The organism is Rhizobium sp. 10N427 (assembly GCF_056394605.1).
In genome coordinates, this window is the sequence record NZ_JBFTID010000001.1 from 854,197 (window position 1) to 875,043 (window position 20,847).

Consider the following 20,847-nt stretch of genomic DNA (forward strand, 5'->3'; position numbering starts at 1 on the left):
GAGCAATTCAGCCGAGCATTGAGCGAATGATCGCCGCTGTGGTTTCAGCGCCCGCAAGGTCCAGCGCGGCGGCCTGCCGGGGGGGACGCGCAAGGGCTTCGGAGACGGCACTTGCGACATGCTCAGCGGTGAGCCCGGTCTCCGGAAGAATGCTGGCCAGACCCATGGCTTTCAGCCGCTCGGCACGCACGGTCTGCTCCGTTTCGCCACCGGCAACAAAGGGGATCAGGATTGCCCGGCAATCGGTGCGCAGCAGATCGCCGACCGTATTGTAGCCGGCTTGCGAGATCGACACCTTGGCGCCCTTCAGCAGAGAGGGGAAATCCTTGCGGAACCGCACCAGCGTCACGTTTGCGGGGGCCTCGTGCTGCAGTGCTGCGAAATCCCGTTCGGGAAGGTTCGGGCCTGAAATCAGCAGCCAGCGATAGCTCGCCGGAAGCGAGCATGCGGCATCGCGGGCGGCGCGGATCAAATCCAGGCCGACAGCGCCACCGCCTGCTGATGCGATGATATCGAATCGCTCAGCCGGATCGGCCGCCGGGGGCGGGGCGACGAGGCCGGTGTATCGCACCTTGTCGGCAATATCAGCAGTCAGCGGAAAGGTGTCTTCCAGCCGCACGAAATCAGGATCGCCGTGAACGAGAACGGCATCGAAGTGATCCTTGACGAGCTTGACGGTTTCTTCGTCGCGGCCGGGTTTACGGTTCTCCTGCAGGATATCGCGGACCGAGCTGAAGAGTTTTGGCCGCGGATTGACCGAAGCGATCGCATCGAGCAGCGGCAGCAATTCGAAGCGCATTTGCCGGCGGCCGAAGGGAAAGGCTTCGATGATGACTGCATCCGGCTTGGTCTCGCGAAATGCCGAAAGCAGCATGTCGCGGCGGGAAGACAGGAACGCTTCGGTGGCCGGATTGCCGTTTGCGTCTGCAAGCCCTGAAAACCCGGCGTTGCTGGCAACGACAGGAGGAAGTGCAATCGTCTTCAGTCCCCCGGCCGGAAAGCCCGGAACAGGCAGGCCGCCGGTGACGACGGTGACGTCGAAACCATCTGTTGCCATGGCATTGGCGATGCGGCTCGCGCGGGCGATATGGCCGATGCCGAGCAGGTGCTGAACGTAGAAGAAGGCTCGCTTGCCGCTCATGGGGTCTTCTCCCACTCGGCTTCAAAAAGCTGCGTCAGCTGCGCGATGCTGGAATGGTAGTCGAAATGCGCCCGGACGCGCTGTTCGGCGGCGTCGCCGAGGCGGTGGCGCAGAGCCGGATCGCGGATTGCCCGCTCAAGCGCTGCAGCCAGCGCTATCGGGTCTTCAGGGGGCACGACAAGGCCATTTTTGTCGTCTGTCAGCAGTTCCGGCACGCCCGAGATATTGGTGGACAGGCAGGCAAGCCGTTGGCTCGACGCCTCGACCAGCACGTTCGGCAGCCCGTCACGATCGCCATTGGCGGCGATCCGGCAGGCGAGCACGAAGAGATCGGCCCGTCTGTAGTGATCGAGAACATCTTCCTGGGCGAGCGCGCCCTTCCAGACGATGCGCTCAGAAAGACCAAGAGTGCTGGCAAGTGCCTTGAGCTTCGCAAGCTCGTCGCCGCCGCCGATGTGCTCGAGGCGCCAGGCCAGATCTTTCGGCAGCAGGGCCAGCGCGTTGAGCAGGATGTCGTAACCCTTCTTCTCGACGGCGCGGCCGACGCTGAGCAGGAAGACCGGATCGCTGGTGGCCGATCCGTCACGCTTCGACCGATCGCCTGAAAAATGGCCGAAACGGGCAAGATCGAGCCCGTGATAGCTGAGATGCACCGCATCCGGACGGCTGGTCAGCGTCCGCATGTGTTCATAGCCGGTGCGTGTGCAGGTCACCGCCCAGCGGGCGCTCGAAAGCTTCTCGTTCAGCTCCCAATCCGGCGAGGTCCAGATGTCCTTGGCATGGGCGGAAACCGTCCACGGGACGCCGGTCAGAATGCTGGCATATTCCGTTACCGAGGCCGGCGTATGGATGAAATGGGCATGCAGCCACTGGCCGTTATCAGGCCATTCACGCGCGAGAACCAGCGCCTGGCCAAGCCTGCGGAAGCGATTGCGGGAAATGTCGCGCGGCAGGTCGGCGAAGAAGCGCTTCATCAGCGCTCCGAACCCCTTCCTGCTGAAGCCGGCGAAAAGGCTCTTCAGGACGCGAAGCGGTTCCTCGTGCAGATATTCCGGCAGATAGACGACGCGCGCCTTGATCTCGTCATGAACAGGATGCCGCTTCTTGTCGGTCGGGCGGCGCATGGAAATCAATGTCAGGTCGAAGCCTGCCTTTTCGAGGCCAAGCAGCTCCTGGGCAATGAAGGTTTCCGAAAGGCGTGGATAGCCTTTCAGGACGACGAGGATCTTCCGGCGCTCTGGCAATGTCGGTGTCTTCACTCTGCGCCGACGAGGGAGAGATGACGGCCGCGATTGTCGAGCCAGCGGCCGACGGTCTGCGAGATATGATCGAGGCCCTCAAGCCGCATTGTGCAGCCGCTCTGCGACGGCGGCTGGCGGTTTGGCAGCTGTTTCAGGGCTTCGGCCATGATGGCAGGATTGGCGGACTGATCCGGCAGCAGCATATCGACGAGGCCGAGTTCGCTGGCGCGCTGCGCCCGCAGCAACTGCTCCTCACGCGGCTTGACGCGCGGCACGATCAGCGCGGGCTTGTCGAAGGAGAGGATCTCGCAATAGGTATTGTAGCCGCCCATGGCGACCACGCCCGTTGCCCCCTCGATCAGCTCTTCCATGTGATTGTCGAATTCGATGACCTCGATGGACGGGATCTTTTCACCCTTCTTGACGAGCTTCGTGCGCTCTGCGGCCGGCATATAGGGGCCGAGCACCACAAGCGCCTTCAATTGAAGGGTCGAATCCTGCTCGTAAGCGTTCATCACGTCGTGGACGAGATCGGAGCCGTCGCCTCCGCCGCCCGTCGTGACGAGAATGTATTTTTCCTTAGGCGTGTTCACCGACTTCTTGCTCTTCGAAACGCTGCGCTGCAGGAAGCCGACGAAATCCATCTTGCGTCGGACATTGGCGGGAACATCGAGGCCGACCAACGGATCGTAGAAGTCCGGCGGGCCATAGACCCAGACGCTGTCGTAATACTGGTCGATCTTCTGCATGATGCCGTTGCGCTTCCATTCGGCATCGAGCAGGTGCGGCGCGTCCATGATCTCGCGAAGGCCAAGCACCAGCGTCGTACCGCGCGCTTTCAGATAGGCGAGCGTATCCTCGACTTCACCCTTCAGACCCATGGGCTCCTTGTCGACGATGAAGATGTCGGGCTGGAAGGTCTCGGCGGTATGGCGAATGCTGGATTCGCGCATCTTCAGCGTATCCTGCAGATCGATATGGCTCGCCATCGACGTATATTCGCCGTTGCGAAGCTTGATCACGCTCGGGATCTTCACGAAATCGACGCGGGCGCGGTAATCGAAGGCGCCGGCGATCGTGGCGCCCGAGATGATCAGGATGTTGAGGCCGCGATAGTCTTCGACCAGCGCATGGGCGATCGTTCTGCAGCGGCGCAGATGGCCGAGACCGAACGTGTCGTGGCTGTACATGAGGATACGTGCATCTTCAACACGTCTGGCCATGGAGAGTACCTCTGGGGCGAATGACATAGTTCACCCCCGTTTGCCGGAGGCCAAGAGACAGCGGGCCGATGATCCGCTGGACTTGCTGTTATTTGTAGGGATCTGCGGCATCGCGCAACCCGTCTCCCAGAAAGTTGAAGGCAAGAATGACAAGAACCACCGGAATTATCGGGAACAGAAGCCACGGGTAGAAAGCGATGACACTGACGCTTTTCGCTTCGGTGAGCAAGATCCCCCAGCTGGTGATCGGTGGCCGAAGGCCAAGGCCGAGGAACGACAGCGCCGTTTCGCCAAGGATCATTCCGGGGATGGAAATCGTTGCAGAAGCAATGAGATGCGACATGAAACCGGGAACCAGATGGCGGCCGATGATGCGCGGTGTGCTGGCGCCCATCAACTGTGCGGCCTGCACATAATCCTCTTCGCGAAGCGCCAGAAGCTTGGATCTGACGGCACGTGCCAGCCCGGTCCAGTCGATGATGCCGAGGATTACGGTAATGCCGAAATAGATGACGATCGGGCTCCAGGTCACCGGCATGATGGCGGCAAGCGCCATCCAGAGAGGCAAGCTCGGCAGCGATTGCAGCACCTCGATCATGCGCTGCACGATCAGATCGAAGACGCCTCCGCGATAGCCGGCGAGGCCGCCGATGACGATGCCAAGCACAAAGCTGATGGTGATGCCGATCAGGCCGATCGTCAGCGAGATTCGCGCGCCATAGAGGATGCGCGACAGCACGTCGCGGCCGAGCCGGTCGGTCCCGAGCAAATACATCTGTCCGCCTTCGGCCGGGCAGACGAGGTGCCGTCTGGATTCGAACAGACCCCAGAAACGATAGGCATCGCCGCTGCAGAAGAAGCGTATCGGCTGAATGTCGTCGGGTTTCTCGGTGTAAATGCGGCGCAGCGTATCGATATCGAGCCGCATCGAGCGGCCATAGACGAAGGGACCGATGAATTCGCCCTTGTCGAAGAAATGCACCCGCTGCGGCGGCGAATGGATGTAGTCGACATTGCGGCTATGCAGGCCGTAAGGCGCCAGGAACTCGACGATCAGGATCGCGAAATAGACCAGTGCGAGAAAGATGCCGGAAATCAGCGCCAGGCGGTGCTGCTTGAACTTCCACCACATCAGCTGCTTCTGCGACGCGAGATGAATGCGCGACTGCGCAGAGGTCATCGTCTCCTGCGCTTGCGGATCGAACGGGGTGGTCGAGACAAAGTGCTCCAGGGGGGCGCCTGGTGGCGGCAAGGGCGACATTATTTGGTGCTCCTGCCTTGCAAGCGGATGCGGGGATCAAGGAAGCCGAGAGCGATATCCGAGATCAGCACGCCGATAACGTTCAGGAAGGCGAGGAACATCAGGAACGAACCGGCAAGGTACATGTCCTGGCTCTGCAGCGCCTTGACCAGCATCGGCCCGGTCGTTTCGAGCGACAATACGATGGCAACGATTTCGGCGCCCGAAATGATCGATGGCAGGATGGAGCCGATATCGGCGACGAAGAAGTTCAGCGCCATGCGCAGCGGATATTTGATCAGCGCCCGGGTCGGATGCAGGCCCTTCGCACGCGCCGTCGTCACATATTGCTTCTGCATCTCGTCGAGCAGGTTGGCACGCAGGCGGCGGATCATGCCTGCTGTTCCAGCGGTGCCGACGATGATCACCGGGATCCAGAGATGCGCGAGGATCGACTTCGCCTTCTCCCAGCTCATCGCCTCGTTCAGATATTGCTGGTCCATGAGATGGCCGATGGAGAGGCCGAACCACACGTTGGCGAAATACATCAGGATCAGCGCCAGCATGAAATTCGGGATGGCGATGCCGAGCAGACCGAAGAAGGTCAACCCGTAATCGCCCCAGCTATATTGATGGGTGGCCGAATAGATGCCGATCGGGAACGCGATAAGCCAGGTGACGAGGATGGTGGTGAAGGAGACGAGGATCGTCAGCCACAACCGGTCGCCGACGACATCGGAAACCGGCAGCTGGTATTCGAACGAATAGCCGAAATCGCCATGCAGCATGCCGCCGACCCAGTAGAAATAGCGGACGATCTCCGGCTTGTCGAAGCCGTACTGCTTCCGGAGTTCCTCGATTTCCTGGAGGTTGGCGGCTTCGCCCTGGGCGCGCAGCTCGGCGATCTGGCTTTCGAAGAAGTCGCCCGGCGGCAGCTCGATGATGGTGAAGACCAGAGCCGAGATCACGAACAGCGTCGGCACCATGGCGGCGATACGCCAGAGGATATATCTCAGCATCTCACGCCTCCTTCAGCCAGAACGCGTCAGGCATGTAGATGCCGAGGAAGGAGGTCGGGTCGAAGCCGTAAAGCGCCCGTTCCGGAACGTTCTGCATCTTCTTCGAGATCAGGATCGGCTGCAGCGCGCCGTTGATCAGGCCGATCGAGAAGACCTGCTGGGTATAAAGCGCCAGCATCTTGTGCCAGATCTCCTCCCGTTTCTTGAAGTCGGCGGTTGCTCCCCACTGGCTCAGCAGATCGACGAGCTGCACGACCTCGGGGATATCGGGCGCGCTACCTTCCTGGCCGGCCGAGAGGTAGTACATGCCCCAGATCGGCCATTGCAACTGATCGTCTACGGTCGGTGCAAGCTGTACCGGCGCCATGTCGGCGGTCGGCACGCCGTTCTCGATGCCGAACCAGATCGCCATCATGATCGAGCCGCTCATCGCGCGGCTTCTGAAGATGTCACGCTGGGAGGTCCGCGTGTAGAGCGCGATGCCGATCGTGCGGAAGTGATCGCGCACGAGTTCCAGCACGTCGGTATCGAGCGTGCTTTCGCCGGGTGTCTCGACGGTGATCTCGGCACGCCGCCCGTCCGGCAGAAGGCGGATATCCTCTTCGTCGCGATTCGTCAGGCCGAGTTCGTCGAGCAGCTTGTTTGCCTGATCGACATCATGCTGGATGAAGGCGTCGGCATATTCCTGCTTGAAGAGCGGGCTGTCGGGCAGAACCGTATCGGCGCTCGGCGTGCCAAGCCCATAAAACGCCACCATATTGATCTCGTGGCGGTCGATCGCCAGCGACAGCGCCCGGCGGAAGCGGACGTCGCGGAACAGCTTGCGCCAGACCTCATCGGCGCAATTGAGGTTCGGCAGCAGCGCAACGCGCGAGCCGCGGGCCTGCTTCCAGAGATTGACCTTCACCGGGAAGCGCTGCTCGGCCTCTTTCAGGAAGGTATAGTCGTTGAAGTCGATGCCGGTTGCCTGCAGGTCGGATTCGCCGGCGCCCGCCTTGGCGGCGATGATCGACGAGGAGCTGACATTCAGGATGAAGCGGTCGATATAGGGAAGCTGCACGCCGTTCTCATCGACACGGTGGAAAAAGGCGTTGCGGTCGAAGATGAACTGATCGGCCGGCGGCTTGGTCATGACCTTCCAGGGGTCGAGAGTCGGCAGATCCGGGTTCTCGGGACGCGAGGCGCGCGACATCTTGATGTGCAGGTCGGCCCACTTCTTGACCCGGTTTTCCTTCATCAGCGCCGAAAGGCGGAAATCGTCCTGATACTTCTTGTGAAACTGTTTCAGGTAGTGTGCCGGCCCGAAGATGACGAGCGGCAGCGGACCGGCGAGTGCCGGCAGGAAGCTTGGGTTCGGCTTTTCCCAGGTATAGCGGACGATGAGGTCGTCGAGCACCTCGAACTTCGGCAGGTCGCCGTGCGGACGCAGCTCCAACGCACCGCCGCCTGGGGTCGCTTCCTTGTTGAGGATAACATCCTCCCACCAGTAGCGGAAGTCATCGACCGTAAACGGCTTGCCATCCGACCACTTGTGATCTTCGCGAAGGTGGAAGGTGAAGATGCGGTCGTCTTCTGTCGTGTAACCGCCGAGAATGTCCGGCTGGAACTGCAGGTGCTTGTCGTAACCGATCAGCCTCGAATAGCCATAGACGGTCATGTAGCGGACGTCGCGCGGGCCGCCGATGATGGTCTTGACCTGGCCGCCATAGGTGCCGGGCGCCAGGCCCGCTTCCTTCATGTTGATGATGCGCGGATGCTTCGGCAGCCGCTGCGCCATCGGCGGAATGGCGTCGGCGCGCAGCTGGTCGCGCAGGAATTCCGGCTCGATATCGCGATCGTCGGAGGCGGCGCGGACAAGGGTAGGCGCAACCGTTGCGCCGATCATGCCGCCGAGGAAGGTGCGACGCGTTACCATGCGCGTAGCTCCTTGACGTCGGCACCTTTTCGGGCGCGCACGAAATGGCCTTCGCCGAGATCGGCATAGGCAAGCTCGGAAGCGTCGTCATGTTCGGCGGTAAAGGTCAGGCCCCAGTTCTGCTTGTCGGCAGCACCATTCTTGCGCAGCGCTTCGAAATCGAGTGGCCGGTCGAGATCGGGGAAGGGGACGGCTGCCAGCAGCGACTTGGTATAGGGGTGAACCGGATCGCGCAGGATGATTTCGCGCGGTGCGATTTCGACGATGCGGCCCTTGCACATGACGGCGATGCGGTCGGCCATGTAGTCGACGACGGCAAGATTGTGCGAGATGAACAGATAGGTCAGGCCAAGTTCCTTCTGCAGGTCCTTCAAGAGATTGAGGATCTGCGCCTGAACCGAGACGTCGAGCGCCGAAACCGGCTCGTCGAGGATGATGAGTTTGGGGCCGAGAGCAAGCGCGCGAGCGATACCGATGCGCTGGCGCTGGCCTCCGGAAAAGCTGTGCGGATAGCGGCTGAGGTAGCGGCGGTCGAGGCCGATGGCGCCCATCAGCGCTTCGACCTTGCGCTTGCGCTCCTCGCTGTCGCCGCGGTCGTGAATCTCGAGCGGCTCGCTGAGAATATTTCGCACCGTCATGCGCGGCGAGAGTGATGAGACCGGATCCTGAAACACCATCTGGATCTTGGTGCGCAGCTCCTGCAGCTCGTCGCCCTTGACGGTCAGAACGTCGATGACTTCCTTGCCGTCGTTGAAAACCACCGAACCGCTATCCGGTGTGATCGCCCGCATCAGGATCTTGCTGACCGTGGTCTTGCCGCAGCCGGATTCGCCGACGAGACCCAGGCACTCGCCGCGCCTGATGTCGAAGCTGACGTCATCGACGGCGCGCAGCACGGATTTTTCGCCCTGGCCGAAAAGGCCGCGCTTGCGGATCGCATAGGTTTTCGAGAGATTGTTGACCGACAGCAGCACCTTCGGCGCGTCGTGATCGACGGACGACTTCTTCTTGCCGATCAGCGATTCGAGATTGACCGGCACGTCGCGTAGCGCCTTCAGCCGTTCGCCGGGCTTCATGTCGAAATGCGGGACCGCGGCCATCAGGCCCTTCAGATAGGGATGCTGCGGGTTGCGGAAGATTTCCTTGACCGGACCGGCTTCCATGATCTCGCCGTGATAGATGACGACCACTTCGTCGGCCATGTTAGCGACAACGCCGAGATCGTGCGTGATCAAGAGCATCGCCATGCCGAGCTTGTGCTGCAGGTCGCGCAGGAGTTCCAAGATCTGCGCCTGGATCGTCACGTCGAGCGCCGTCGTCGGTTCGTCGGCGATCAGCAGCGCCGGCCGGCAGATCAGCGCCATCGCGATCATCGCGCGCTGGCGCATGCCGCCAGACAGCTCGAACGGGTACATGTCGTAGGTGCGCTTCGGATTGGCGAAGCCGACGAGGGCAAGCATCTCCTCGGTCTTCTCGCGCGCTTCCTTCTTGTCGGCGTCGGTGTGGATCAGTAGCGACTCGCTGATCTGGTTCCCAACCGTATGAAGCGGCGAAAGCGAGGTCATCGGCTCCTGAAAGATCGTCGCCATGCGCTTGCCGCGCAGATCGCGCATCTGTTCGCTGTCGCGGCCATATTGCAGAATATCGGTGGTCTTGCCGTCGAGGGGATCGGTGAACAGGATCTTGCCCGTCGCCTTGGCCGGCGTCGGCAGAATGCCCATGATCGATTGACTGATGACGGATTTTCCGGAGCCGGATTCACCGACAAGTGCGGTGACCTTACCCGGTAGGATACGTAGCCCGGCGTCTTTTACGACACGCAGCTTGTCCCCGAAAACCGAGAATGAGACGTCGAGATTCTCGATACGCAACAAGTCGGACGCGGACGCCATACCAATGATATTCCCCAGTCTTATTCTGTTCCCGTTAAGGCACACTAGCCTACCGTAAGCGGGGTGTCCAGTTTATGACAGCTCTGGAGAATTTGGCGCTTTAGCGCTGATATTCAAGCAAAAATCGGCCTCTTTGAAGGCCACTTACTGAACGAACCTTTCAACCATCGGACGCTTCTCCTGCTTCTTCGCGTCACGATGCAGCAGGATCACCTGTTCGGCTTCGGACAGCCCATTCTGGGCGACGTCCTGGAAGGTTCCGCCATCGGCGAGCGGCGGCGGCGTGATGCGCGGCTGCAGCACGGTGACCTTCTGGCGGATGCCGCGCAGCTTTTCCTCGCCGAGCGTCGTCCATTCGCCGCCGCAATAGCCGGCGAACGCCTGGCTGGCGACAACCTCACGATTATACTTCTTGGTCAGCGACTGCAGGCGCTGGACTTCGTTGACGGCCGAACCGAAGGCCGAGAACGTTAGCCGGTCCTTCAGCCCGACATTGCCGAACATGACGTTGCCGATATGCAGGCCGATGCCGTAGCGCACCGGGCTCATGCTTTTTCCGGCGCGCTCATTGTTGAGCTCGGCAACACGCGACTGTGCCTGATGGACGGCCGATAGTGCTGCTTGTGCCGCAATCTTTGAAGGATCCTTGTGGCGGCCGCATGGATAGACGGCGAGAAAGCCGTCGCCGAGGAAGCTCAGGATCTCGCCGCCATTGCGGTTGAAGGGTGCGGCAATCGCGTCGAAGAACTCATTCAGCGTATCGATATAGGCCTGGCGGCCCTCCTTTTCGGCGAACATCGTCGACTGGCGCATGTCGCCCATGACGAGCGCGGCACGGATCGTCTCGCCGTCGCCGCGGCGGATCTGGCCGTTCAGCACCCGCTTGCCGGCATCGCCGCCGAGATAGGTGGTCAGCATATTGTTGGCGAGCTTGCCGAGCACCGCCATCTTGGCGGCGACGGCCAGATGGTTCTGCATGCGCAGCAGCGCTTCGATCATGTCGTCGGAAAAGCCGGAATGCGCGTCCGTCGACCACGAGCCCATCATGCCCTGTACGGAGCCATCGCCGAACGGCTGCACGAAGGCGAGATAGTCGGTGATCTTCTCCTTGCGGAGATCGTCGAAGATCGGGAATTCGGCCGGTCCTTCCTGGCTCATCCGGCGGCGAATGTGCTGCAGGTTGTTGTCGAGCAGGTAGTAATAGGGGCTTTGGAGGAAACGATCCGGCTTGGCGCCGGCCGAATGCCGGTAACCCTCGATGGTGACGCCACTCGAGCGCCGCCAGGTGAAGCTCAGCGCATCATAAAGCGGATGCAGCATTGAAAAGGTCAGGTGAACGCGGGCGATCGGCAGACCGGCAGCGGCGATGCGCTCGCAAAAACCACGAACGATATTCTCCAGATCATCGCCGGCCAGCGAAGAATTGGTCAGCCATTCGGCGACGCGGTCCAGAAGAATGGAGGACACGCTGGATTCGATGGTGCTCATTTTTGGTATTATCCTCATCAAGCACGTCCGTTCCTGAAAGCGACGAAAAACCTGCCTGCAGCGCGGTCACGCGCAGGGCGGGGGGCAAGATGGACGAGCGGTATTATTGTGTCAACGATCTGCCGAAGACCCGGCAAACCTACCTGTCAGAGCCCGAAAAGAGCGAGGACGGGTGTCCTTTCTGGTGGTTCATTATCCTAATCAGATAGGCATTTGATCGATCCGAAACAATGCTATCCGGATAATTTTCTGCCTCCGGTTTCGATGTCTGCGGCCAGCGAGTCTTTTCGGCCACAGTGCAAAAGAGGTGCGATGCGATTACGGCTTGTATCGGGCAGCGCCGATCACGACCGCTTCACCATCCTGTCAGGCAGAAGGCGGGTTTAAATCATTGCGATCTTGCATTATCTCACCCATGACTTTCCTCGTCAGAAGAGACCCCGTCTTGGCCACCTCGCAGACATCAGCCGCCCTTTCCGCAAAGATCAGCGATCGCACCGCCCGCGCCGGCATCATCGGCCTTGGCTATGTCGGCCTGCCGCTGGCCATGGCGATCGCCCGCAGCGGCTTTCCGGTCACCGGTTTCGACATCGATCCGAAGAAGATCGTCGCGCTTGATGCGCGAAAATCCTACATCGATGCGGTGACCGATGTGGCGCTCGCCATTGAGATCGACGCAGACCGCTTTTCGGCAACGACCGATTTTGCCGGGCTGAAAGCTTGCGATGTCATCGTCATCTGCGTGCCGACGCCGCTGACCAAGCACCGGGATCCGGATCTTTCCTATGTCGAGGCGACGTCGCGCGCCATTGCGGAACACCTTCGGCCGGGCCAGCTGGTCGTGCTGGAATCGACCACTTATCCGGGGACAACCGATGACGTCGTCAAGGTAATCCTCGAAAAGACCGGTCTGAGGTCGGGCGCCGATTTCTTCATCGGCTTTTCTCCGGAGCGCGAAGACCCCGGCAACCAGCATTACAACACGGCGACCATTCCCAAAGTCGTCGCGGGTGACGGGCCGGATGCGCTGGAGCTGATGACGAGCTTCTACGGGGCGGCCGTCTCGACAGTCGTCCCTGTCTCGTCGAATGCGACCGCTGAAGCTGTCAAGCTAACGGAGAACATCTTCCGCTCGGTCAATATAGCGCTCGTCAATGAACTGAAGACCGTTTACGCCGCCATGGGTATCGACGTCTGGGAAGTGATCGACGCCGCCAAGACCAAGCCGTTCGGCTATATGCCGTTCTATCCCGGTCCCGGTCTCGGCGGGCACTGTATCCCGATCGATCCCTTTTACCTGACCTGGAAGTCGCGCGAATACGAGCTTCCCACACGCTTTATCGAGCTGGCCGGTGAGATCAATTCCGCAATGCCGCGCTATGTCGTCGGAAAGCTTGCCGAGGCACTCGATATCCGCGCCGGCAAGGCGCTGAGCCGCAGCAAGGTGCTGGTGATCGGTCTTGCCTACAAGAAGAACGTCGCCGATATTCGTGAGAGCCCGTCGCTCAGGCTGATCGAGATCATTGAGGAGCGCGGCGGCAAGGCCGACTACAGCGATCCTTTCGTGGCCGAAATCCCGCCGACGCGCGAATACCAGGCGCTGAAGGGCCGGAAGTCCGTTGAGATCAGCACCGAGACGCTTGCGGACTATGATGTAGTTCTTATCGCCACCGATCATGACGCGGTTGACTACGGCGTGCTGGCTAAGAGCGCGCCTCTGATCGTCGATACGCGCAATGTATTCGCGCGCCTCGGCCTGGCTGGCGATCACATCATCAAGGCGTGATCGCAGGGTGCTTGGCCCGGTGCCTATTCTTTCCAGCACTGAGATCAGTCCTCTGTAGACGAAGGTCGCATTAGGCTCCAATTTGCAATTTGCGACATTAGAACCCATCTAATGTCAGGAAACACGGATCCGTTCTCCGCCATTTGCAGGCCCAGCCGCTTCCGTTTACCGAAAACAAACCATATCCAGTTGCAATCCAAGGCGAAAACCGCTTGCTTAGGAAAATCTACTTGTTCTGCCTGTAGCGGTAGGCGGATTGGTAAGGAAACGGCATGTCCGTAGCATGGTGCTCTTCGCAACCAGATCAGTTTGTGGTTACGATCGCATCCACGGGAACGTCCGATCGACGAAAGAATGAGCAAAGAACTATTTCAGGTTAAGTTTTGGGGCGTCCGGGGCAGCATTCCGGTTTCGGGACCCGAGTTCGATCACTATGGTGGCAACACCACGTGCATCGAAATCCGTTGCGGCGCCCACCGTATGATTTTCGACGCGGGCTCCGGCCTGCGCGAAGCCGGGCTCGCGATGCTCAACGAGAGCGTCAGCGACGTCGATCTGTTTTTCAGCCACTGCCACTATGACCACATCATCGGTCTGCCCTTCTTCAAGGCTATCTATTACCCGTCGATCCACCTGAACATCTGGTCAGGACATCTGGACGGCAAGATGACCACCAAGGAGATGGTCAACCAGTTCATCAGCCCGCCCTGGTTTCCGGTGAAGACCGATATTTGCCAGGCGACGATGGATTTCCGCGATTTCCACGCCGGTGAAGTCCTGTCGCCGCGCGACGGCATCAAGATCAAGACCTACATGCTGAACCATCCGGGCGGCGCCATCGGCTACCGTATCGAATGGGGTGGCCGGTCCGTTGCGCTGATCTTTGATATCGAGCATATCCCGGGTTCTTACGATCCGGTGTCGCTGGAGATGATGAAGGACGCCGATCTGGCGATCTACGACTGCACCTATAACGAAGACGAGATGCAGCGCTTCAAGGGTTTCGGTCACTCGACATGGCAGCACGGCGTCGAGCTTGCCAAGATGGCGGGCACGAAGCAGTTCGCGCTCTTCCATCACGCGCCGTCGCGTACCGACCAGCAGCTCGGCCAGATGGAGCGTGAGGCGCAGGCCGCTTTCCCGACATCCTTTGCCGCCCGCGACAATCAGGTTATCGATATCTAGGTCTTGAGCAAGCTGGCGGCGGGCGTCCAGGCGACCGCCTTGATCCCGGCTGTCTCCCTGAACAGCGCATCGCAGAAATTCCAGGCTGCGGCGTCATGGACGAGATGGTGCGTCAGAAGACCGATCGGCTCGTCGCTGCCCTCGAAGCGGTTCTGCAGCTCGGCGACCAGTTCTGCAATCAGCTCTTCTTCCGGCCGCCCGCCGCGGGTACCATGCCAATCCATGATATCTACATGGGTATTCAGAATGCCGATCGGCTGGCCCGGCGCGGCTTGTCCATAGGTGGAGAGGCTTTCGAAGCCGAGTGCGGAAAGCTTCGGGATCAGCGCATCGTCGATCCGGTTCCACGGCGGCACCAGCATCGGCACGAAAGACGTCTCGTGAAGCTGCTTCAGATTGAGGAAGCCGTGATAGAGCTCGCCAAGCACCGCCTCGGCCAGGCGATGGCTGCCAAGCTCCTGCTTCTTCTCCTCCGCCGGGGCGTGATTTTGATGCGCCCAGCCATGAACTGCCACGGCTGCATGTTTCTCATTGGCCAGGCGCTGCGAGAGCGCCGGTCCGGTCTTCGCCGGCACCACAGCAAGCGTCACCGGCACGTCGTAGCGATTGGCAAGCCCCAGCAGTGTGTCGAGCGCGCCGGTCGGTTCGATCGCATCGTCATCGCGCCACCAGAACGCCGCGGTGCGGCCCGCGGCAGTCCACCGCGCCAACTCGCCGCGAAGGGGTTCCCAGGCCGTATTGCCGCTCATCGCTTCACTCCTGCATAGGTCTTCAAGATATCGTCGAGGGCCGCTGCCGCGGTTGCGATCGACCGCTCTTCGAGAACGAACCGGCGCGCTTCGGCGCCCATCTTACGCCGTTTCTCCGGGCGCTCCAGCAGCTCACGGATCGCGACTGCATAGGCCGCCACGTCGCCTTCAGATGTCAATACGCCGGTGGAGCCGTTGCCGATCACTGCGGGGACACCCGCGGTCTCCTGGGCGACGGCGGGAAGTCCGGCGGCCTGCGCCTCCAGATAGGCCAGGCCATAGGCCTCACCGCAACCCGGCCAGACATATATCGCAGACTGCTTCAGCAGCGCAGCGATCTCCACCGGGCTGCGCTCACCGCACCACTCGATGCGTCCGGGCTCGAAACCGACAAACAGCGCTTCGACAGCATTCCTTTCAGGACCGTCACCGGCGATCGCCAGCGTCCAGGCCGTATCGCGGATCTGATGCAAAGCGGCCGCGAGCATCGCATAGCTTTGCATCTTGTCGCCCGGGCGCATCATCGCGACCGCGATCAACCGCGTTGGATCGGCAACCGTGCCGGGCTCCGCATAGAGCGCCGGATCGATGAATGGCTGGATCGAGGCCATGCGTGCCTCGGGAATCGCCCGCTCGACACCGGCGCGGTCCCGCGCCGTCATCGCGATGTTAACCGCCGCCTGCCGGATAGCGCTGGCGACCAGCGCCTGTGCCGGCTGCCAGGGGCCTTGATCACGCTTCGGCGAATAGGATGCCTCGACGGTCACATAGGGAATGTCGAGTTCACCGCAAAGGACGGGACCGAACGGATCCGGCGATTTGTAATAGGGGTGGTAGCAAAACCAGAAGTCCGGCTTAGCGCCGGCAGCAAACTCTGCCCGCAGCCGCTGCAATTCGCTCTGGCGGCCCTCTTCCAGGAGCGCTGCGGCCTCCGGTGTTGCGGCGAAATTCCGGAAGCTGGAGACGAGTTCGACCTCATGGCCTGCCAGATCGAGCGCGCGCATCAGAAGCCTGCCCATCAGCCGGTCGCCGGAGGGGACGGGATGGCCGGGAGACTTCAAAGGCGCGTAAAAGGCAATCTTCATCAGCGAGCGCCCGCCGAGACAGAGCGTTTCCAATTCCCGATCCAGCCTGCGGCGAAATTCTGCGCTATGGTCCGCTTCCTTAAGAGTTGCTGATAAACATATAGAATGTGATCGCAGTTGAAGAAGGCGGCATTCCGCTTCTCTTCGAACATCTCTATTGCATAAGAGATTCGATCTTCAAGAACGGGAATGAATGGCCGCCGTCGCAGACACAAGCATTTTCACCGAGCGGAACATCCGGCGTGCCCGGCTGGGCGCCGGGCTGATCATGTTCCTGTTCGTGACGCTGCATCTGTCGAACCATGCGCTCGGCCTGATTTCGGTCGGAGCCGCCGAAGATGGCCGCCGGCTGTTCATGATGCTGTGGCGTAACCCGGTCGGGACGGTTGCTCTTTATGGCGCCATCCTCACCCACATGACGCTGGCGCTGCGCTCGCTTTATATCCGGCGCAGCCTCGTCATGCCAAAGGGTGAGCTGGCGCAGATCGCCCTCGGCCTGGCCATACCACTGATCATCATGGACCATGTGATCGGCACGCGCATCGTCCACGAGCTGTTTCACTACTCCGACAACTACGAAACGATCGTCAGTCTGTTGTGGATCAATTCGCCAAGTTCGGGTGTGCGCCAGGCACTTGCGGTCGTCGTCGTCTGGACCCACGGATGCATCGGCCTGCATTTCTGGCTGCGCTATCGCCCGTGGTATCAGGCTTTTTCGCCGCTGCTTCTGGCTTTGGCAATCCTGCTTCCGGTGCTCGCCCTTCTCGGCTTTGCCGAAATGGGCCGGACGATCGCCGAGCCTGCCTATGAGGGTCTCGTCGATACCGGCCACTATCTGCAGAACCTGAACCGCCGCTACTATTCCGACCCGGAAGCGCAAAGGCAGATCGCCTTGATCCGCGCCGGTCTCTACAGCAGCTTTTCGCTGGCGCTGCTCTCGGTCGTCCTCGCCCGCAGCCTGCGCAAATGGAAGGAAGCCACCGATCAGATCGCCGTCCACTACCCGGCTGGTGAGACCATCCATGTGCCGCGCGGCTTCACCGTGCTGGAGGCGAGCCGTCTTGGCGGCTTGCCGCATTATTCTGTCTGCGGCGGCAAAGGGCAGTGTTCCACCTGCCGCGTGCAGATCCTCAGCGACTATGAGAGCCTGCCGCCACCCGACAAAATGGAACAGACGACGCTCCGGCGGATCAATGCCGCCCCGGATGTCCGGCTTGCCTGCCAGCTGCGGCCGAACCATGACCTGACCGTCGTGCCGCTGCTGATCCCGGCAACGGAGGCGACTCTACCTGCCAACACGCAGGAAACGAGCCCCGGCCGCGAGCGGGATATCGCGGTACTCTTCTGCGACATGCGCAATTTCACGGCGCTGACGGAGCCCCGTCTTCCCTTCGATATCGTCTTCCTGCTGAACCGCTATTTCGCGCTGGTCGGCAAGGCTGTCGAGCAGGCCGGCGGCCGCGTCGACAAGTTCATCGGGGACGGCGCCATGGCGCTGTTCGGCATCAACACCTCGCCGGAAGAGGGCTGCAGGCAGGCGCTGAAGGCGGCCGCGACCATCGCCGAAGAGATCGAGAAGCTCGGTCATGAACTGGCCGAGGAGCTGTCGATCCCGTTGCAGATCGCTATCGGCATCCACACCGGTCCGGCAGTCGTCGGCACGATGGGATACGGCCGCGTCCGCAGCCTGACCGCCGTCGGCGATACCGTCAACGTCGCCAGCCGCCTCGAGCATGCCGCCAAGGAATTCGACGCGGCGATCGTCATTTCCGAACCAGTCGCCGAGCGCGCCGGCGCCGACATGACCGGCATCGAAAGCCACGAGATCAACGTCCGCGGCCGGGCGCTGCCGCTGAAGGTCTTCGTGATTCCCAAGGACAAGGCGGCGCTGCCGCTGCAAGGAAAAGCCTGATGGCCGCCAATGCGCTGCTGACGCAAAAATACTGGATCAAGCGGCTTCGCAAGATGCGCAATGCCACTGCTGCCCGCTTCTTCGATACCCGCCTTGGCCGCCGTCTGCTGATCGAAAGCATCGGGCCGCGGGTACTGACGATGACCGTCGATGCCGGCGACCACCGCATGACCTTTTCGCCATCCGACTATATCGGCCGCAAGGTCTTCCGGAAGGGGCATTTCGAGCGTGATCATGTCGACCGGTTGCTGGCCGTGCTCCGGGAGCGCGGCCTGTCGCGCAAAGACAGCGTGCTGCTGGAACTCGGCGGCAATATCGGCACCCAGACCGTCTATTTCGCGCTGAGCGGCGCCTATTCCCGCATTGTCAGCGTCGAGCCGGATCCGCGCAACTTTCCCCTGCTGCAGACGAATATCCGCCAGAACCGGCTGGACGGGATCGTCACACCGGTCAATTGTGCCGCAGGAGAGATGGCAGGCGAGATCGACTTCTTCATGAACGCCGCCAATCATGGCAAGAGCAGCGCGATTAGACAGAGCCCGTCCGATATCAAGATCAGCGTTCCCGTCCGCCCGGTCGCGGCAATCCTTGGCGATCTCGGCCTCGAACAGAGCGCCGTCGGTCTGGTCTGGATGGATATCGAGGGATACGAGCCCGTCGCCTGCCGCTCGATGACCGAGCTGATGAAGCGGCGCGTGCCTCTATACATGGAGTTCACGCCGCTCTTTTACGGCCCGGATCAGACCCGCGATTTCATCTCCACCCTGGCTTCCTTCTACGAGAACTGCCTCGTGTTTTTCGAGGAGGGCGAGCAGCAGATGAAAGTGCGCGAGCTGCCCGGCGGTATCGACCAGTACGACGTGCTGTTTCTACCCTAATGCGCCATACCCAGCGCCAGCGAGTGGTGGCAATGGACGCCGGCAAGCACGCCGGAGGCTGAGGCCAGTGTGGCGTTGTGCATCGGGTTCGTCGCGTCGCCTGCGGCGTAGACGCCTTTCACTGTGGTTTCCTTGCGCTCATCGAGACGAATGACAGGGCCAAGCGGCGCATCGCCAAATTCGCAGCCGAGCTGTTCGGCAAGCGGGGTGGCCATCGATACTTTGGGCGCGACGAAGATCGCCGAGAGCGGTACGACACGGCCATCCTGAAGCCTGACAGCCTCGAGATCTGGCGCGGTGCCGAGGAATTCGACGATCGGGCTGCTTTCGACGCGAACCTGACGGGCCGCCAGTTGCGCCAGCTGCTCCTGATCAGGCTCGACGAGGCCCTGCGAGAAATAGGTGGCCGGACCCCAATCCGGGATCAGCAGCGCCGCGTGAATCGAGAAGGGATGACTGCCGAGCACGCCGAGCGCACGATCGCGCACCTCGTATCCGTGGCAATAGGGGCAATGAAGCGCCGAGCGGCCCCAGCGTGCGGCAAGCCCCGGAATATCCGGCAGCGTATCCCTGACGCCTGTCGCCAGCAGCAACCGGTCGGCGCTGAACTGCCGTCCATCCGCCAGCACCACATTGAATTTGCCACCGGTCTTTTCGGCGGTGATCGCTTCCCCTTCGGCGAAGCTCACCGTCGGATAGGCCGAAAGCTGGCGCTTGCCCTCCAGCATGATCGCGGCCGGGGTCATGCCGTCCTGGCCGAGAAACCCGTGCGATGCCTCGGCGAAGCGATTGCGCGGACGCCCGGCATCGATCAGCAGGATGCTGCGGCGGGCGCGGGCGAGCTGCATGGCGGCGGAGAGCCCGGCAAAATTGCCGCCGATGACGATTGCTTCATAATGCATGATGTCGCTCCTTCTTGCATTTCACGCATCTACATAAGTTACGTGAAATGATGTCGTCAAGTCCTACGTCACTTGTGTTGTTACGAATGGCATGGGATAGTGCGGAGTAGACGCATACGAGGATGATGATGAGAAGTGACAGCCGCCTGTCCCGCATGCTGCATGTGCTGCTCCACATGGATCGGTATCAGAAACCGGTGACATCCGAGATGATCGCCGGGATGCTGAGCACCAATCCCGTTGTCGTCCGCCGCACCATGGCGGGGCTCAGGGATCAGGGATATGTGCGCTCGGAGAAGGGTCATCATGGTGGCTGGACGCTGGTCAAGCCACTGTCCGAGATCGCCCTGCTCGATGTCTATCAGGCGATCGGCGAGCCGGAGCTGTTCGCCATCGGTCCGGCATCCGATCATCCGGAATGCCTGGTCGAACAGGCGGTCAACAATGCCGTCGGCGACACCTTGCGGGAGGCCGAGGCGCTGATCCTCGCCCGGCTGAAAGCGGTGACGCTCGGCGATCTCGCCGGCGAATTCGAGCGCCGCTACGCGAAGCTCGGCGCGTCCGGCCCAATGCCGGAGATCTGTAGCGACTGAAAGCTATGTGCGGCGGTAGAGGAAATAACGCCCGGATTTGATGCCGTCAGGCAGCGGCAGGGGATCGAGTTCAGGCCGGTCGAGCGGCAGGCCGGAGACGGCAATGCCGCCGGAGCGCAGAACCCCGGCCATCAGCTGCGGCAGCCAGGTCAGGGTCACGGCATCGATATCGTCGTGACCGGTGCCGATATCGGCATGCGCAAGCGCCGCGTTGACGCCGAGAAAACGCTGCCCCGTCTCGCGGATATCGCCGGTCACCATATCTTCGGCGGGCGGCGTCGAGGCGGAATAGGAGCGGACCTCGCGGTCGAAGGCGATGATGCGGCGGCCGGCGAAAATCTCGCGTAGATGGTCGTAGGTCCGTCCGTTGCCGAGGCCGAATTCGATGACCGGGCCCTCAAGCGGCCCGACCAGACCGACGATCGAATTCAAGATATCGCGCTGAGCCGTCAGGCGGCGGATGAAGCTGTCGAGGCGGCTCATCTATGTCCTTGTCCGTCATTCATTTATCTTGCGGTGCTATCACACGAAACTGTGCGAAGTCGATTGCCGTAACTCCTGAAATGGCGTTGCCGCCGCTACAACTGTCTGTGATAAG

At 61.2% G+C, this 20,847-nt stretch carries 17 protein-coding genes; 5 read left to right on the forward strand and 12 right to left on the reverse strand.

Annotation, left to right across the window (positions count from 1 at the left end; translation table 11 throughout):
- Positions 1-7 precede the first annotated feature (7 nt).
- From AC1DIJ_RS03755 to AC1DIJ_RS03790, 8 genes are all read right to left on the reverse strand, one after another.
- A complete protein-coding gene (locus AC1DIJ_RS03755; RefSeq protein ID WP_112386641.1) occupies positions 8-1,141 on the reverse strand; it encodes a glycosyltransferase in 1,134 nt (377 codons plus the stop codon).
- Complete coding sequence (locus tag AC1DIJ_RS03760; RefSeq protein WP_112386642.1) at positions 1,138-2,385, reverse strand: glycosyltransferase family 4 protein; 1,248 nt, start codon at positions 2,383-2,385, stop codon at positions 1,138-1,140. Before AC1DIJ_RS03760 ends, AC1DIJ_RS03755 begins: the two co-directional genes overlap by 4 nt.
- An 11-nt stretch (positions 2,386-2,396) precedes the next feature.
- A complete protein-coding gene (locus tag AC1DIJ_RS03765) occupies positions 2,397-3,605 on the reverse strand; it encodes a glycosyltransferase family protein (protein WP_112386643.1) in 1,209 nt (402 codons plus the stop codon).
- An 88-nt stretch (positions 3,606-3,693) separates the two neighbouring features.
- Positions 3,694-4,866: an ABC transporter permease gene (locus AC1DIJ_RS03770; protein WP_162698735.1), complete on the reverse strand. Its 1,173-nt coding sequence runs from the start codon at positions 4,864-4,866 to the stop codon at positions 3,694-3,696.
- Positions 4,866-5,864 (reverse strand): ABC transporter permease, encoded by a 999-nt coding sequence (locus AC1DIJ_RS03775; RefSeq protein ID WP_112386645.1) that lies wholly within the window; start codon positions 5,862-5,864, stop codon positions 4,866-4,868. The genes AC1DIJ_RS03770 and AC1DIJ_RS03775 overlap by 1 nt, the downstream gene beginning before the upstream one ends.
- Before the next feature lies 1 nt (position 5,865).
- Positions 5,866-7,779, reverse strand: coding sequence for an ABC transporter substrate-binding protein (locus tag AC1DIJ_RS03780; RefSeq protein ID WP_112386646.1), 1,914 nt, complete (start codon positions 7,777-7,779; stop codon positions 5,866-5,868).
- The gene (locus AC1DIJ_RS03785) at positions 7,773-9,671 is read right to left on the reverse strand and encodes an ABC transporter ATP-binding protein (protein WP_112386647.1); all 1,899 of its coding nucleotides are present in this window, start codon (positions 9,669-9,671) and stop codon (positions 7,773-7,775) included. The genes AC1DIJ_RS03780 and AC1DIJ_RS03785 overlap by 7 nt, the downstream gene beginning before the upstream one ends.
- 144 nt (positions 9,672-9,815) lie before the next feature.
- Complete coding sequence (locus tag AC1DIJ_RS03790) at positions 9,816-11,159, reverse strand: adenylate/guanylate cyclase domain-containing protein (protein WP_112386648.1); 1,344 nt, start codon at positions 11,157-11,159, stop codon at positions 9,816-9,818.
- A gap of 415 nt (positions 11,160-11,574) precedes the next feature.
- On the opposite strand from AC1DIJ_RS03790, the gene AC1DIJ_RS03795 reads away from it, so the two are divergent.
- Positions 11,575-12,945, forward strand: a complete 1,371-nt coding sequence (locus tag AC1DIJ_RS03795) for a nucleotide sugar dehydrogenase (protein WP_112386649.1) — start codon at positions 11,575-11,577, stop codon at positions 12,943-12,945.
- Between the two features lie 354 nt (positions 12,946-13,299).
- Positions 13,300-14,130, forward strand: a complete 831-nt coding sequence (locus AC1DIJ_RS03800; protein WP_112386650.1) for an MBL fold metallo-hydrolase — start codon at positions 13,300-13,302, stop codon at positions 14,128-14,130.
- Here the strand turns inward: AC1DIJ_RS03800 and AC1DIJ_RS03805 are convergent.
- Both AC1DIJ_RS03805 and AC1DIJ_RS03810 read right to left on the reverse strand, forming a co-directional pair.
- On the reverse strand, positions 14,127-14,879 hold the full coding sequence (locus tag AC1DIJ_RS03805; RefSeq protein ID WP_112386651.1) for a polysaccharide deacetylase family protein: 753 nt from the start codon (positions 14,877-14,879) through the stop codon (positions 14,127-14,129). The two genes, AC1DIJ_RS03800 and AC1DIJ_RS03805, sit on opposite strands and share 4 nt — an antisense overlap.
- Complete coding sequence (locus AC1DIJ_RS03810; protein ID WP_112386652.1) at positions 14,876-15,964, reverse strand: glycosyltransferase family 4 protein; 1,089 nt, start codon at positions 15,962-15,964, stop codon at positions 14,876-14,878. Before AC1DIJ_RS03810 ends, AC1DIJ_RS03805 begins: the two co-directional genes overlap by 4 nt.
- Positions 15,965-16,157: 193 nt before the next feature.
- Here AC1DIJ_RS03810 and AC1DIJ_RS03815 point away from each other — a divergent pair, with 193 nt between their 5' ends.
- Positions 16,158-17,876: an adenylate/guanylate cyclase domain-containing protein gene (locus tag AC1DIJ_RS03815; protein ID WP_112386653.1), complete on the forward strand. Its 1,719-nt coding sequence runs from the start codon at positions 16,158-16,160 to the stop codon at positions 17,874-17,876.
- A complete protein-coding gene (locus tag AC1DIJ_RS03820; protein ID WP_112386654.1) occupies positions 17,876-18,754 on the forward strand; it encodes an FkbM family methyltransferase in 879 nt (292 codons plus the stop codon). Before AC1DIJ_RS03815 ends, AC1DIJ_RS03820 begins: the two co-directional genes overlap by 1 nt.
- Here the strand turns inward: AC1DIJ_RS03820 and AC1DIJ_RS03825 are convergent.
- Positions 18,751-19,656: an NAD(P)/FAD-dependent oxidoreductase gene (locus AC1DIJ_RS03825; protein WP_112386655.1), complete on the reverse strand. Its 906-nt coding sequence runs from the start codon at positions 19,654-19,656 to the stop codon at positions 18,751-18,753. The genes AC1DIJ_RS03820 and AC1DIJ_RS03825 overlap by 4 nt on opposite strands.
- A 128-nt stretch (positions 19,657-19,784) precedes the next feature.
- Between AC1DIJ_RS03825 and AC1DIJ_RS03830 the strand changes: the two genes are divergently transcribed.
- Positions 19,785-20,249 (forward strand): Rrf2 family transcriptional regulator, encoded by a 465-nt coding sequence (locus AC1DIJ_RS03830; RefSeq protein WP_112386746.1) that lies wholly within the window; start codon positions 19,785-19,787, stop codon positions 20,247-20,249.
- A gap of 3 nt (positions 20,250-20,252) precedes the next feature.
- On the opposite strand, the gene AC1DIJ_RS03835 is transcribed toward AC1DIJ_RS03830, so the two are convergent.
- The gene (locus AC1DIJ_RS03835; RefSeq protein ID WP_112386656.1) at positions 20,253-20,732 is read right to left on the reverse strand and encodes a class I SAM-dependent methyltransferase; all 480 of its coding nucleotides are present in this window, start codon (positions 20,730-20,732) and stop codon (positions 20,253-20,255) included.
- Positions 20,733-20,847 lie beyond the last annotated feature (115 nt).